Raw genomic sequence first — 14,215 nt, 5'->3', positions numbered from 1 at the left:
CACTCTATGAAAGTCTATTACGACAAAGACGCCGACCTGAGCCTGATCAAGGGCAAGAACGTCACCATCGTGGGCTACGGCTCGCAAGGCCACGCCCACGCACAAAACCTGCGTGACTCGGGCGTCAATGTGACCGTCGGTCTGCGCAAGGGTGGTGCCTCCTGGTCCAAGGTGGAAGCCGCTGGCATCAAGGTCGCTGAAGTCGATGAAGCCGTCAAGGGCGCCGACGTCGTCATGATCCTGCTGCCTGACGAGAACATCCCCGAGGTCTACAACAACAACATCGCCCCCAACATCAAGCAAGGCGCTGTTCTGGCTTTCGCTCACGGCTTCAACGTGCATTACAACCAGGTCGTGCCCCGCGCTGACCTGGACGTGATCATGGTCGCCCCCAAGGGCCCTGGCCACACCGTGCGCTCCGAGTACCTCAAGGGTGGCGGCGTGCCTTCCCTGATCGCTGTGTACCAGGACAAGTCCGGCAAGGCCCGTGACATCGCCCTGTCCTACGCGGCTGCCAACGGTGGCACCAAGGGCGGCGTGATCGAGACCAACTTCCGCGAAGAAACCGAGACCGACCTGTTCGGCGAACAAGCCGTGCTGTGCGGTGGCGCGGTCGAGCTGGTGAAGATGGGTTTTGAGACCCTGACCGAAGCCGGTTACGCTCCGGAAATGGCCTACTTCGAGTGCCTGCACGAACTGAAGCTGATCGTCGACCTGATGTACGAAGGCGGCATCGCCAACATGAACTACTCGATCTCGAACAACGCCGAATACGGCGAGTACGTGACGGGCACGGAAGTGATCAACGAGAAGTCGCGCGAAGCCATGCGAGCTGCTCTGAAGCGCATCCAGACCGGCGAATACGCCAAGATGTTCATCCTGGAAGGCCGCACGAACTACCCGAGCATGACCGCTCGCCGTCGCCTGAACGCCGTTCATCCGATCGAGACCGTGGGCGCCGAGCTGCGCGCCATGATGCCCTGGATCGCCAAGAACAAGCTGGTCGACCAGTCCAAGAACTGATCACGGAAGGCCTGATTTTTTCAGGCTTGCCCGCATCGGTGCAGACCGCCAGATCCCGTCAGGGGCTGGCGGTTTTTTCATGGGGCGCGCACTTGCTTCACATGCGTGATCAGCCAGCGCTCGCTGTCTCCTTGTTTGAAAAACCGCGCCCAGGCGATGAGATCCTGACCGTGATCGTCTTGTTGCGCCGTGTCAGCGCCGTGCTCGATCAGCCATTGCATGGCAGGGATCTGCCCCTTGGCGGCGGCCAGCATCAGCGGGGTCTCGCCCCGGCTGGCCGTGGCGCGTGCGTCCAGCGACAGGCCGCGCGCATGCAGTGACTCCAGGCAGGGCAGGCAGCCGCCCATGCTGGCCATGTGAACGGGCGTCCAGTCCCAGCGGTTGCGCACATCCGTGCGAGCTCCTGCCTCGATCAGGCGCTGAAACACTTCAGCGTGTCCGAAGTAGGCGGCGCGCAGCAGGGCCGTGTCGCCACGCTCGTTCACGCTGGTCTGATTGACGAACTGCACGTCGGCACCATGGGCCAGCAAGAGATTGACGGTGCTCAGCTTGCCCCGGGTGGCGGCCAGCATCAGGGCTGAGCTGCCGCGCTCGCCGGTGGCATCGGGGTGGGCGCCCTGGCGCAGTGCCTTTTCCACATCCTCATCCCGGTCGCCATCGATGGCGCGCAGCAGGGCGCGCTCTGCCTGGCCGATGCCCAGCATCAGTTCACCCTGAGCGAGCAAGGCATTGCGCCAGCCTTGCCAGGCGGCCGCCGGGTGCGAACTCAGGTGATCCTCCGTGCGGGTGCTCAGGGCCAGGATCAGCGTTGACATCAGGATCCAGGCCAAGCCGGTGCCAACGCGGTGTCGTGCACGCCAGACCGTGTCAGGAGCCGTGTGTGCGGTCCATTCGGCAGGCAGCAGGGCGTGGCTCGCGGGCGCTTGCGCCTGATGCAGTTGATCGATCAGCCCCAGGGCCATGGACCGACTGGGCAGGGCCGGGCTGATCGCCTGGGTGCCCTCGCCGGGGCTGTAGAGATCGACGCGGTGGTGGTGCCGGGGGGCGGTGGTCTCGGACGAGGTGGTGTACACATGCCGAGGCAGGAGACTGGCAGCATCGCGCGGTGGGAGGGCATGGCGCTGGCGCCGCAACGCAGACGAGCGATCCAGCCACCAGGACCCGGCCTCGATGCCGATCAGCCACTGCCGTGTGAGCACATGCAGCATGACCGCCAGCATCAGCAGAGATCCGAGGGTGAGCAGCAGCCAGACGATCGCATCGATCTGTTCATCCGACCCCCACAGCTGTCTGGCCATCAGGCCCAGTCCCAGCGCCACCACGCCCGACAACCCGCTCAGGATTCCCCGATGGGGCGGGTGGAAGCGGGCCATCCATAGGCCAGGCGAGGTGTGAATGCGCACGATGGCGGCCGGAGGAGGCGTCGCACGGCCATCGCCTTGATCCTGGGGAACGGCGGAGGGCACCACCCGCCCCATGCGCCCTGCATCCACCGGGATGCCAAAGGTCTGGACATGTGTTTGCCCTTCCTGGCCGAGCGACAGCGACCAGGCCACCGCATCGCCATCGGCATTGACGCCCGAGGGCTGGGCGTGATCCGGCCATCGCACGTCGACCTGCAGGTGCGCGCTGCCGTCGGGCTGCGGATGAAGCGTGCATGGCAAGGTGTCCACCCACAGCGTTTCCCAGGTGTTGTCGCTGTTGTTGTCCTTCAACCGAGTCTGGCGCAATTGCACCCGAAAGCCGTGGGGAGTGGCGTGCCTGACTCGGTGGGCGGGAAGGTGCCAATGCACCTGTGCGGGTTCTCTGGCGTGCAGACCCTCGGGGCCCAGGTGCAGCGTCACGCCCCGGCCTCGATGGGCCGACAGGAGCAGGTTCAAGGTGAGCGCGATCAGCAGCAGACCCAGGACTGCGAACAAGCTCACAAAGAGTCCTTCGCCAGACAGCATGCCGTGCTCATTCCAGGTCAGCCAGGTGACCGGGATGGCCAGGAGGTTCCACAGTGCGGCGAAGGTGCCCATGCCGACCGCCTGGAGCAGGGTGTTGTCTTTCAGCGTGAGGGTGGGGGCTGAGGCCCCGGGTGCCTGGTCCTTGGCCTGCATGCGTCGGCCCAACAGGAGCTGCCCGGCCTGCCACAAGGCGCCTAGACCTAGGGCGGGGAAGACGATGGCCAGGATCAGCAGCATCAGCACCGCGCCCACAGGCACCTCGCGCGTCAGCAGGCTCAGGCCTGGGTGTTCCGGATCGATCCAGGCCGGGATGGTCTGGCCGCTGTGTCGGGCGGCCTGAAGCCGTTCGTGCCATGCCTGCTGTGTCGATCCCGCCATGCTGATGCCGATGCGATCGCCCACCAGGGTGCGGCCATGGACACGGTAGCTGTAGCGGACCGTCACCCACGGATCGCCATCGCTGTCGTCAAACAGACCGACATCCAGGACCGTGGCGGGCACCTCCACATAGCGCGACAGATGCCAGTACTCGATCGCGATCTTGCCCAGGGGCAGCACACCCAGGACGATGCCGCCCACACTGAAGAGCAGGCCGATCACCAGGGTGATGATCAAGGATCGGAGATCCTTGGGAGCAAGGCGCGAAGCGTGGGGGTTCATGCTCCGCCAATGTAGCGGAGCATGAACCGATCACTGTCTCATGGCAGCATCAAGGTCACCGAGTAGGTGGCCGAGTTCGGGTGGATGTAGCCGTAGCCATTGATCACCCGGTCCCAGACCTGCAGGATGAAGGTGTGGGCGCAGCGGCGCGAGGTGGGGTCGCCGGCCACGGTGGCTGTCCACGCCGGGCTGGGCACGGTGCTGGCCGGTCCGCCACCGCTGAGTCCGGCCCATCGGCGCGTGGGCGACACATGGTTGTTGTAGTGATCGCTGGCCACGCCCTTGGACTGGTTGTTGCCCCAGACCGCATACAGATTCCAGCTCAGCAGGTGCTGCTCGGGGTCTGAGGCGGTGATGTCGAAGGTGAATTGGTCAGAGCCGCTGTCCACGATGGCACAGGCTCCCACGGGGGCGCCATCATGGAAGATGGCATTGATGCGGGCCGTAGGCACCGTGTTGTCAATCATCAGCTGGGTCTGCACAAAGGGCACGCCCGTGGTGTTGATCTGGCTGGCCAGACTGGTGCTGCCGAACAGACGCACGCTGACAGTGTGCAAGCCATCGCTCAAGGTGGTGCTGTTGAGGTCCAGGCCCAGGTGGGGCGTGTACCAGAGCGGGCCGGGCGTGCGCACGGGCAGCATCGACAAGGCTGTGGGCGCCGTGGTGATCAGGTCGAAGTGGCTGGTCGCATTGTTCCAGCGGTAGTCGCTCACCGTGCTGGTGACCGGGATGCCATCGACCAGCACCTGGTAGTAGGCCGCGCCCATCAGGCGGGCACGCTCGTGGTTGAACATCAGGCGCAGGGAGCCGCCAAAGGGGCAGTCCTTGACCTGGAAGAAGTAGGCCGGATCGACACTGGTGTCGGCGTAGCCGCTGACGATGCGGTCCACAGGCACATGGCCGATGCCGATGATCAGGGGGCCGGTGCCTGCCGAGGGGCTCAGGGTGAGGGGGCAGGCACTCAGCACCGTGTCACTGCAGATCAGCAACTGACCCTCGGGGCCACCCACGGCGCTGGAGGGGCGTGCCGGTGTACCGGTGACCAGGTCGCGTCGAACCACCGGGGTGGCGCTGAGGTCCAGCACGCTGATGCGGTTGGCGGGATCCCGCTCGGCCACGACCAGCAAGTTGGCGCTGCTGTCCAGGAAGGACAACATGAAGGGCGAGGTCAGCCCTGAAGCCACGGACTCGGCCACACCCGAGTCCAGACGGATGCGCCGCACGCGCCCGCCTGACGCCGCCTGTTCGCTGATGTAGGCGTATTGATGGTCCGCCGACAGGGCCAGCCCGATCGGACGATCGAGGTTGAAGGCCAGTGGGGTGACGGCACCCGTGCCCAGGTCGATGCGCACCAGCCGGCCCAGCGCCGCGAACTCCACCGTGTAGAGCACCCCCCGGTCGGTGTGCAGGGAGATCTGATGGGGGGCCGTCAGGCCACTGCTCAGCACGGAGGCCGCCGATCGGTGGGGCGGCACGGCCGGGTTGTTCAGGGCCACACGCAGCACCTGCCCGCCACGCTCGGTGATGTAGGCCACCGTGCCGGCCGGGTTGACCTTGACATCTTCGGGCTGCACATAGCCCGTGCCCAGCACCTGGTAGGCGCTTTGCAGGCGGTAGGTCGTGATCTTGAGGACCAGGTCGTAGCCATAGGTCTTGACCTGCACCTTGCTGACATGGCCCTGGCTGGTGCGGACCGCGAACACTGCGTTGACCACCAGCAGGTTGCTGGCGTTGTTGTCCCCGTTGATCGGGGTGCTGCTGTAGTCCAGCGCCTGCAACTGGGGCGCGCCCAGGGCATTGAAGGCCGTGGTGCTCATGACACCCAGATAGGCGATCTGCGCGCCATTGCTGGGCACGATGCGGCGCTCGATGCTGGTCTGCTGGTTCCAGAAGATGTCGGACTGGTTGTTGGTCGATTCGATGCCGGTGTCCAGGTCCAGCGACCAGGTGCCGTGCAGGGTGCGGGTGACGCCATTGAGCGCGATGCTCTGCACGGGCCGGGTGAAGTGGTAGACCGACAGCTTGCCGCCAAACTCGACAAAGTACAGGCGGTTGCTGGGGGCATGAAAGTGGGAACCGATGGCGCCGGACAGACCACTGGCCAAGGGTGTGAGGGTGGGCATGAGGAACTCCTGAAGTGAGATGTGACTCAGTCTAGGAAGTGCATGCCGCGCGCGCCTCCCAAGGACTAGGGGGCTGAGCCCCCCTAGGGTCACAGGTGGGGGCCACGCCGTGGATCGGGCTTGATGGGCCGCAAAGCGCGGTATCGAGGAGACGGCTAGAGTCTGGCGGCCAGAATCAGGCGGCGCGTCTTGAGGCTCAGAGGCTCAGCCACCAGGCTGACCAGCCAGCGGCGACCATGGCCGCCATGACCAGGCCGATCAGGGCGCCAAAGCGGGCGCCTCCACTGACCCAGGCGCCGATCACCTTGCTGATGCTGTTGGTCGTCAGTGCCAGCAGCATGGGCACCACGGCCCCATCAGGCTGGATCTTGTGGCTGGCGACCAGATTGAAGGCTGCGGCGCTGGCGGCATGCACGTCGGCAAACCCGGCCATGGCCACGCCCAGATACTGCGCACCCTGAGGGGCATGCTCACTGAGCAGGGCCACCACCGTGGTCACGCCGGACAGCATGGCGGCAAAACCGATGGTCTGAGCAAAGCTGAACACCCGAGATTGCGGGTTCACCGCGCTGGGCACTTCCTGTTGGCGGCGCAGGCTCAGGATGGCGGTCAGACCGACGACGGCCGCACAGGCCAGCATGGGCAGGGCGATGGCGGGCAACAGCCGGGCCTCGACGGTGGTGGCCACCACGAACATCAAGGCGACGGTGGACAGGTTGGAGGCCAGGGCACCGGTGATGCAGGCTGAGCGCAGGGCGGGTTCTTCCCTGGCACGTGCGCCCATGGCGGCAATGGTGGCGGTGCTGGAGATGAAGCCCGAGACGACCCCGGTCAAGGCCAGGCCCAGGCGGGCCCCCGCCATGCGCAGACCCACATGGCCGGCCGCCTGCAGGCTCATGAGCAGCACGGTCAGGCGCCACAGATCACGCGGGTTGACCTGCGCCAGATAAGGCAGCGGTCGATCGGGGATCAGGGGCATGACGACCAGGGCCGAGCCGGCCAGCACCAGGGCACTGTGCAATTCGCGGCTGGTCAGCACCTCGGTGGAGAACTGATGCAGGCGGTTGCGTGCCACCAGCAAGATGGCCACGATCACGGCGGTGGCGCCTGCCACGCGGGGGTAGTCCACGGCGGTGACGCCCAGCACATAGGTGACGAACAAGGCCAGCTCGGTGGTGATGCCCGGATCTTTGGAGCGCTCGCGCCAGTAGCCGATGCACATCAGGGCCACCACCAGCAGGCCGCCCAGGGCCAGCAGCCAGGTCTGGCCCAGGCCCTGAGCCAGGGCTCCGGCCAGGGCCGCGATGGTGAAAGTTCTCACGCCGGCCGTGGCGCGGTGACCTGCCGTGTTCTTGCGACGCTCGCGCTCCACACCGATCAGAAGGCCGCAGCCCAGCGCCACAGCGATGCCCACACCCAGAGGCGAGTCCAGCGGGGGCAGGGCACTGGTGTCGGTCACGGGGATCAGTCGACGTCACCCTTCGGTGGGCGGTCGCCTTGCTGCTGGAGGTGGGTTTGGATGCGGTCCAGCACGTCGCGCTCGAACTCCTGCTGCAGCACGACCGGGAAGGCGGCCGACACCGAGCCGATGGCCAGTGGCCGCAGGCGCTCGATGACCCCGCGCACGGTGCGCAGCAGGCTGGGTGGCAGGGTCGGGTTCCCTTGTTCGTCGGTCAGTGCCGCACCATCCTGACTGGAGGCCGTGATCTCTCGCACCATGGCCAGGATGAACTGGTCCACATAACCCCGGGCAATGGCGCGTGTGTGCCGAATCAGGCTGTCCTGCATGTCCAGCACGGTGTCCAGGGGGATGTTGAGCGCGGCCATCTCCTTACCGATGTTCCACAGCGAGGGACTGAGCATCTCGAAGCGCACCTGGGAGGCGTCGGTCTGCTCGTCGCCCCCGACGCGGCGGTACAGGCCGCTTTCCAGCAGGCGGGTGAGCTGCGCCTGTGTGGCGCTTTCACCCCAGTGCGCGGTGAGTTCCTGCAGTGTCCTGGATTCGGGTTGCTCCACCTGGAAAAAGCCGTTGGAGAACATCTGCGCGATCAGCGAGTACTGCGCGCCGGCCCCCTTGGGGACGTGATCGAGCATGTCGCTGATGGCCTCCAGCCCGAAACCCATCTGACGCAGTTCGCGGATGAGCTCCAGGCGCGAGAGATGCCGATGCGAGTACAGACCCAGACGCCCTTGCAGGGCCGGGGGCGGCAGCAGACCGGCGGTCTGGTAGGCGCGGATGTTGCGCACCGACACGCCCGTGCGCTGGGCCAGATCATCCACCGTCATGCCGCCGCTGGTGTCCGCGGTGCCAGGCTCGGCGGCGGACGTTGCGGGCGCGGACGCACGCTTCTTGACTCGGGGAGGGCGCGGCGGTTTGGAAGTCGTCATCGAACGATCATGGGAGCTGGAGTTGGATGATACCGAGCACTATGTTGCATTTTTGATGTAGCATAAAGTATCGTTTTAAAACCCAGCTCCGGGCAAGGAGCCAATTCGTGATGAAACAGCTTCTTTTCCCGCGTATGGCGTGGCGTTCGGCCGTGGCGGCTCTGACCCTGTATGGGGCGTCCGTGTCGCTCGCTCAGGCAGCCGAGGTGTCTGGCGTGGTCCTGCCCGAGGGCACCAAGGTCGGAGAGCAATCGCTGGTCCTCAATGGCGCAGGCATGCGGGCCCTGGCAGTGTTTCGGGTCTATGTGATCGGCATGTACCTGCCGCACCGTGCCAGTTCGCCCGCCGAGGTGCTGGACATGCCCGGGCCCAAGCGGCTCCAGTTGGTGCTGATGCGCGACGTGGACGGCGAGGATTTCGGGCGAGTGCTGGGCAAGGGCATGGCTGACAATCTGTCAGCCCAGGAGATGGCCGCATTGCAGCCCCGGGTGGATCAGCTCAAGAAGGCCATGGCGCTGCGCGGTGAAGCCAGCAAGGGGTCTCTGGTGATCCTGGATTACGCCCCCGATTCGGGCACACACATCACCATCAATGGCATGTCCCTGGGCAATGACATCCCGGGCGAGGATTTCTACAAGGGCCTGCTCAAGGTCTGGCTGGGCCCCCGTCCCGCCGGGGACTACCTCAAGCGGGAACTGCTGGGCCAGACCGGCTGAGCCGCTCGCCGGCCCGGGTGGCCGAGATCAGCACTTGAGGCCCATGTGCAGGGCCACCACGCCACCGGTCATGTTGTGCACGTCCACATGACCGAAGCCGGCGTCCTTCATCATGGACTTGAGCGTGGCCTGGTCCGGGTGCATGCGGATGGATTCGGCCAGATAGCGGTAGCTTTCTTCGTCGTTGGCCACCAGCTTGCCGATCTTGGGCAGGATGTTGAACGAGTAGAAGTCATAAGCCTTTTCAAGGGGCTTGGCGACCTTGGAGAACTCCAGCACCAGCAGACGGCCGCCAGGCTTGAGCACGCGGCACATTTCCTTGAGCGCCTGATCCTTGTGGGTCATGTTGCGCAGACCGAAGGCCACGGTGACGATGTCGAAGCTGCCCTCGGGGAAGGGCAGATGCTCGGCGTCGCAGATCGTGGTGGGCAGCATCACGCCTTCATTGATCAGGCGGTCACGGCCGGTGCTGAGCATGGCCTCGTTGATGTCGGTGTGGACCACGGTGCCGCGCGGGCCCACCCGTTTGGCGAACGCCAGGGCCAGATCGCCCGTGCCGCCCGCGATGTCCAGCACCTTGTGGCCCTCGCGCACGCCACTGGCGGCGATGGTGTAGGCCTTCCAGAGGCGGTGCAGGCCCATCGACATCAGATCGTTCATGACGTCGTATTTGCCGGCCACCGAGTCAAACACGCCACGCACGCGCGAGGCTTTCTGGGATTCGTCGACGGTTTCGAAACCGAAGTGGGTAGAGCTCATGGGCGCATCTTACCCCTTCAGGCTGCCTGCAAGGCCCTGGCGCAGGCCATGCCGCTGGACCAGGCCCACTGGAAGTTGTAGCCACCCAGCCAGCCGGTCACATCCACCACTTCGCCAATGAAGTACAGGCCGGGACACAGGCGGCTCTCCATGGTCTGTGAACTCAGCTCCCGGGTGTCGACGCCCCCAGCGGTGACTTCGGCCTTGGCGTAGCCCTCGGTGCCACTGGGCGTGAGGGTCCAGGCATTGGCCGACTGTCCCAGCGCATCAAGGTCCTTGTCCTTGAGCTCGGCGGCGGGGGCCTCATCGCGCAGTGCCGGGTGCTCATGGCGGATGTCGGCCAGCCAGGCCAGGGCCAGGCGCTGGGGCAGGGACTCGGGCAGGGCCTCGCGCCACACGGTGGACAACTGGCGCTTGCTGCCTTGCTTGGCCTGCTTGAGTGCAGACGCCAGGGCCGTGCCGGGGGCCAGGTCGATGCTCAGGGGCAGACCCGGTGCCCAGTAGCTGGAGATCTGCAGGATGGCCGGGCCGCTCAGGCCCCGGTGGGTGAAGAGCAGGTCTTCGTCGAAGCTGACCGGCCTGGCCTTGCCCTTGCCCCCCGGTGGTGGCGGTGTCACCGACACCGTGACCGGCACGGCCACACCCGACAGCGCCGACCAGCGCGTCCACAGGGTGGCATCGAAGGTCAGCGGCACCAGGGCCGGGCGCAAGGGGGTGATGCGGTGCCCGAACTGCGTGGCCAGCCGGTGACCGAAGTCGGTGGCGCCGATCTTGGGGATGGAGAGCCCGCCCGTGGCGACCACCAGGTTGTGGCAGCGCACGAGGCCCCGGTCGGTGTCCAGTTCGAAGCGGGCCTCATCGCCTTCATGGCGGCGCACGGCCTGCACGCCGCAGGGCTGCCAGCGCTCGACGCCGCCCTTGGCGCATTCGGCCAGCAGCAGATCGATCAACTGCTGGCTGCTGTGATCGCAAAAGAGCTGCCCCTTGTGCTTTTCGTGAAAGGCGATGCCGTGCGACTGCACCAGCTTGATGAAGTCGGCGCTGGTGTACTGCGACAGGGCCGAGCGGCAGAAGTGGGGGTTGTCGCCCAGGTAGTTGGCAGGGGTGGCATCGCGGTTGGTGAAGTTGCTGCGCCCGCCCCCCGAAATGCGGATTTTCTCGGCCACTTTGGCCGCATGGTCGATCAGCAGCACGCGCAGTCCGCGCTGGCCGGCCGCACCGGCGGCGAACAGGCCGGCGGCGCCGGCGCCGATCACGACGACATCAAAGGAGTTCATGGTTCAAGGAGGCAGGGTCAGCGGGGCGACGATCCCAGCGTGCGCGTGGCGATGACCACGAGGTTGCCTTCTGGAGAGGTGTCGGCGCTGACCACCCGACCACGCCCCTGGCGCTTGGCCTCGGCCAGCGCCTCGATGGCCCGATGCAGGGCCTTGTCCAGGGGCTCCTGCTCCTGGACTTGCACGATGCCCGCGCTCAGGCGAATGGGCTCCCGCGTCGAGTCGGCCTGTTTCTGTTCGATCTGGCGCGCCATGCGGGAGGCCACGCGCAGGGCATCCTGGGTGGCCGTGTCGGGCAGCAGGGCCACGAACTGGTCGCCCCCCATGCGTCCGACCAGATCACGTCCGCGCAACATGGTGCGCGCCACGCTGGACACCAGCCGCAGGGCCGAGTCGCCAGCGGCATGGCCGTGCTTCTCGTTGATGCTTTTGAAGTGGTCGATGTCAAAGAGCATCAGGGCACAGGCGCCCGGGGGGGACAGGCGCACCGTCTGCTGGGCCATGTCCTGGAAATGCCGCCGGTTGGGCAACTGGGTGAGCATGTCGAAGTCCACCATCATGCGCAGTTGCCGCTGTGATTCGCGCAGGTCCTGCTCGGTGCGCTCGTAGGTGAGCAGCAGGCCCATGTAGACGGCAAAGATCACGCCGACCGTGAGCACCAGCACCAGGAAGGGCTGTTGCACGAATGCGTTGGGGTTTTCTACCGGGTGGCCCCAATGCCTCAGGCCTTCGAGCAGCCGAGGGATCTGAACCACGATGCCGACGACCAGAAAGGTCAGGAAGGCCTTGAGGTGCGCGCTCTGACGCCATTCCCGGATGGACCAGACCATCCAGGCGGCGTACAGGTAGCAGGTGATGCTGGACATGGTGAATGCGGCCACGCGGGCCCCCGCATCGTCCGGGTCGCGACCCCAGATGACGACCCACCACAGGAATGCCCCGGCCAGCACGACGCTGTCGCCCCAGGAGGGCACGGGCAGCTCGGAGCGCACGTAGAAGCGCCGCAGGCCCGCCAGCATGGTGATGGGCCATTGCAGACCCAGCACCACCGACAGCGCGAAGGCCAGCGGAGACTGTTCCTTGAAGACCAGGCACAAGGCGCCGGCCAGATTCAGCCACTGCGCCAGCACCCACCACCAGAAGCCTCGGTAGGTGCGCTGAACCAGCCCGACAAAGGTCATCAGGCTGGCGGCCGTGGCCATCACCACGATCACAGTGACGAACAGGGTGGGGGCGTGCAATGACTCCACAGTGATGATGTTGGCAGCAAAGGGTTTGTGAACTCAAGCACAATCCGGTCCTCGCACGGCAGGACGGATCTGCATCGCAGCTAGCGCTGATTGTGCGGTGTTTTTGCGGGCCGGTTGGCGCCCGGCCTCATGTTGTTTTTTTGGAGCACTCTCATGGCAATGGACGTTGTGGACTACGAAATCAAGGGCAGCGAGATGCAGTTCGTCGAGGTCGAACTCGATCCGGGCGAGGCCGCCATCGGCGAGGCCGGCAGCATGATGTTCATGGATGCCGGCATCGACATGGACACGGTGTTTGGGGATGGCTCCAAGCAGGAAGGTGGCATCTTTGGCAAGCTGCTGGGAGCTGGCAAACGGCTGATCACGGGTGAATCGCTGTTCACCACCGTCTACACCAATCAGGGTTCGGGCAAGAAACGTGTGGCGTTTGCCGCACCCTATCCGGGCAAGATCATCCCCATGGACCTCCAGCAACTGGGGGGCACCCTGCTGTGCCAGAAGGACTCATTCCTGTGCGCCGCGCGTGGTGTGTCGCTGGGCATCGGCTTTCAGCAGAAGCTGGGGGTCGGGTTTTTCGGGGGTGAGGGTTTCATCATGCAAAAGCTGGAGGGCGATGGCCTGGCCTTCGTGCATGCCGGCGGCACCCTGGTACGTCGTGAGTTGCAGCCCGGTCAGACCTTGCTGGTGGATACGGGCTGTGTGGTGGCCTACACCCCGTCGGTGGATTTCGACATCCAGTACGTGGGCAAGATCAAGACGGCGCTGTTTGGCGGCGAGGGCATCTTCCTGGCCCGCCTCGCCGGCCCGGGGACGGTGTGGCTGCAGAGCCTGCCCTTCTCGCGCCTGGCCTCGCGCATCTTCGCGGCCGCACCCCAACGTGGCGGCAGCCGCGAGGAGGGCTCCATGCTCGGCGGCCTGGCCGGCGGTGGTCTGCTGGGTGGCCTGTTGGGCGGAGATGACGAGTAAAGCGTTGAACTCTGATGCTTTGATGCGACTCAGACGGGCAGTCGCATCGGCCGCGTACACTGCGCGGCTTGATTTCAGGTGACCGAATTGACCCAAGCTCGTTCCATCGTTTCTCGCGTGTGCGCGGCGCTCCTGCTGTCCTGGTGTGGCTGGGTGGGGGCGCAGCCCAAGGCTGCGCCGTCGCCAGTGTCGGCTCCGCGTGCACCCAGTCCGATCTTCGTGCTCAATTCCCTGGATGCAGATGTCAGCATCATCGATCCTGTCACCTTCAAGGAGATCCGGCGCGTGCCCACCGGCAAGGAGCCGCATCACCTCTACCTCTCGCCTGACGAGCGATCTTTGCTGGTGGCCAACGCCCTGAGCGATTCGATCACCTTGCTGGATCCGCGCACCGGCGCCATCCAGAAGGTGATCCCCAACATTGCCGACCCCTATCAACTGCGCTTTTCGCCTGACATGAAGTGGTTTGTCACGGCCGCCAACCGGCTGGACCATGTCGACATCTACCGGGCCACCTTCAAGCCGACCACCGGGCTGGAGTTGGCGCTGGTCAAGCGCGTGCCCACGGGCAAGACGCCCAGCCATGTCTATTTCGACAGCAAGAGCACCGTGGCCTACGTGACCATGCAGGACAGCGACGAGCTGATCGCCATCGACCTGGCCACGCAAAAGCCCCGCTGGAAGATACCGACAGGCAAGTTGCCGGCCGATGTCTTCGTGACACCCGATGATCGCCATGTGCTGATCGGCTTGACGGGCGACCGTTACGTCGAGGTCTACAACGTGGCGGGGCCCAAGCCGGTTCTGGTCAAGCGCATCGTGACCGGGGAGGGGGCGCATGCCTTCCGTGCGGTGGGTGACAAGCGTCATGTGCTGCTGAGCAACCGGGTGGCCAACACGATCAGCAAGATCGATCTGATCACCCTGACGGTGGTGGCCACCTACCCGGCACCGGGCGGGCCCGATTGCATGGACCTGTTGTCCGATGGCAAGACCATCCTGGTGACCTCGCGCTGGGCGCGCAAGCTGACCTTCATCGACACGGTGCAGGGCAAGGTCCTGCGCCAGGTGCCGGTGGGCAAATCCCCGCATGGGGTCTGGACG

At 65.5% G+C, this 14,215-nt stretch carries 11 protein-coding genes; 4 read left to right on the top strand and 7 right to left on the bottom strand.

Going from position 1 to position 14,215, the window contains the following annotated elements; translation table 11 throughout:
* The first annotated feature begins 6 nt into the window (after positions 1-6).
* Positions 7-1,023, top strand: coding sequence for a ketol-acid reductoisomerase (ilvC, locus tag VFW84_RS04705; protein ID WP_329679280.1), 1,017 nt, complete (start codon positions 7-9; stop codon positions 1,021-1,023).
* A 77-nt stretch (positions 1,024-1,100) separates the two neighbouring features.
* Here the strand turns inward: ilvC and VFW84_RS04700 are convergent, their stop codons facing one another.
* The 4 genes from VFW84_RS04700 to VFW84_RS04685 all read right to left on the bottom strand — a co-directional run bounded on the left by VFW84_RS04700 (position 1,101) and on the right by VFW84_RS04685 (position 8,143).
* Positions 1,101-3,587, bottom strand: coding sequence for an ankyrin repeat domain-containing protein (locus tag VFW84_RS04700; protein ID WP_329679279.1), 2,487 nt, complete (start codon positions 3,585-3,587; stop codon positions 1,101-1,103).
* Between the two features lie 83 nt (positions 3,588-3,670).
* Positions 3,671-5,755 (bottom strand): hypothetical protein, encoded by a 2,085-nt coding sequence (locus VFW84_RS04695; RefSeq protein WP_329679278.1) that lies wholly within the window; start codon positions 5,753-5,755, stop codon positions 3,671-3,673.
* 196 nt (positions 5,756-5,951) lie between these two features.
* Entirely contained in the window at positions 5,952-7,214 is a 1,263-nt protein-coding gene (locus VFW84_RS04690; protein ID WP_329679277.1) for an MgtC/SapB family protein, read from the bottom strand.
* A 5-nt stretch (positions 7,215-7,219) separates the two neighbouring features.
* Positions 7,220-8,143 carry a MerR family transcriptional regulator gene (locus VFW84_RS04685; RefSeq protein ID WP_329679276.1) on the bottom strand — a complete coding sequence of 308 codons (924 nt, stop codon included), beginning with the start codon at positions 8,141-8,143 and terminating at the stop codon, positions 7,220-7,222.
* A gap of 110 nt (positions 8,144-8,253) precedes the next feature.
* Between VFW84_RS04685 and VFW84_RS04680 the strand changes: the two genes are divergently transcribed.
* On the top strand, positions 8,254-8,859 hold the full coding sequence (locus VFW84_RS04680) for a chalcone isomerase family protein (RefSeq protein ID WP_329679275.1): 606 nt from the start codon (positions 8,254-8,256) through the stop codon (positions 8,857-8,859).
* A 27-nt stretch (positions 8,860-8,886) separates the two neighbouring features.
* On the opposite strand, the gene ubiE is transcribed toward VFW84_RS04680, so the two are convergent.
* The 3 genes from ubiE to VFW84_RS04665 are packed head-to-tail and all read right to left on the bottom strand — an operon-like array spanning position 8,887 to position 12,136.
* On the bottom strand, positions 8,887-9,618 hold the full coding sequence (gene ubiE, locus VFW84_RS04675; protein ID WP_329679274.1) for a bifunctional demethylmenaquinone methyltransferase/2-methoxy-6-polyprenyl-1,4-benzoquinol methylase UbiE: 732 nt from the start codon (positions 9,616-9,618) through the stop codon (positions 8,887-8,889).
* Positions 9,619-9,635: 17 nt separating this feature from the next.
* Positions 9,636-10,895 (bottom strand): NAD(P)/FAD-dependent oxidoreductase, encoded by a 1,260-nt coding sequence (locus tag VFW84_RS04670; RefSeq protein ID WP_329679273.1) that lies wholly within the window; start codon positions 10,893-10,895, stop codon positions 9,636-9,638.
* A 17-nt stretch (positions 10,896-10,912) separates the two neighbouring features.
* Positions 10,913-12,136: a GGDEF domain-containing protein gene (locus VFW84_RS04665; RefSeq protein WP_329679272.1), complete on the bottom strand. Its 1,224-nt coding sequence runs from the start codon at positions 12,134-12,136 to the stop codon at positions 10,913-10,915.
* A 162-nt stretch (positions 12,137-12,298) separates the two neighbouring features.
* Between VFW84_RS04665 and VFW84_RS04660 the strand changes: the two genes are divergently transcribed.
* Together VFW84_RS04660 and VFW84_RS04655 are read left to right on the top strand one after the other, a co-directional pair.
* A complete protein-coding gene (locus tag VFW84_RS04660; protein ID WP_329679271.1) occupies positions 12,299-13,111 on the top strand; it encodes a TIGR00266 family protein in 813 nt (270 codons plus the stop codon).
* Between the two features lie 87 nt (positions 13,112-13,198).
* Positions 13,199-14,215 (top strand): YncE family protein (locus tag VFW84_RS04655; protein ID WP_329679270.1); only part of this gene is annotated, 1,017 nt, incomplete at its 3' end.

It is taken from the genome of Aquabacterium sp., assembly GCF_036279655.1.
In the GTDB taxonomy this organism is placed as follows: Bacteria; Pseudomonadota; Gammaproteobacteria; order Burkholderiales; family Burkholderiaceae_C; genus Aquabacterium.
This window is presented reverse-complemented; position numbering and strand designations above follow the sequence as displayed.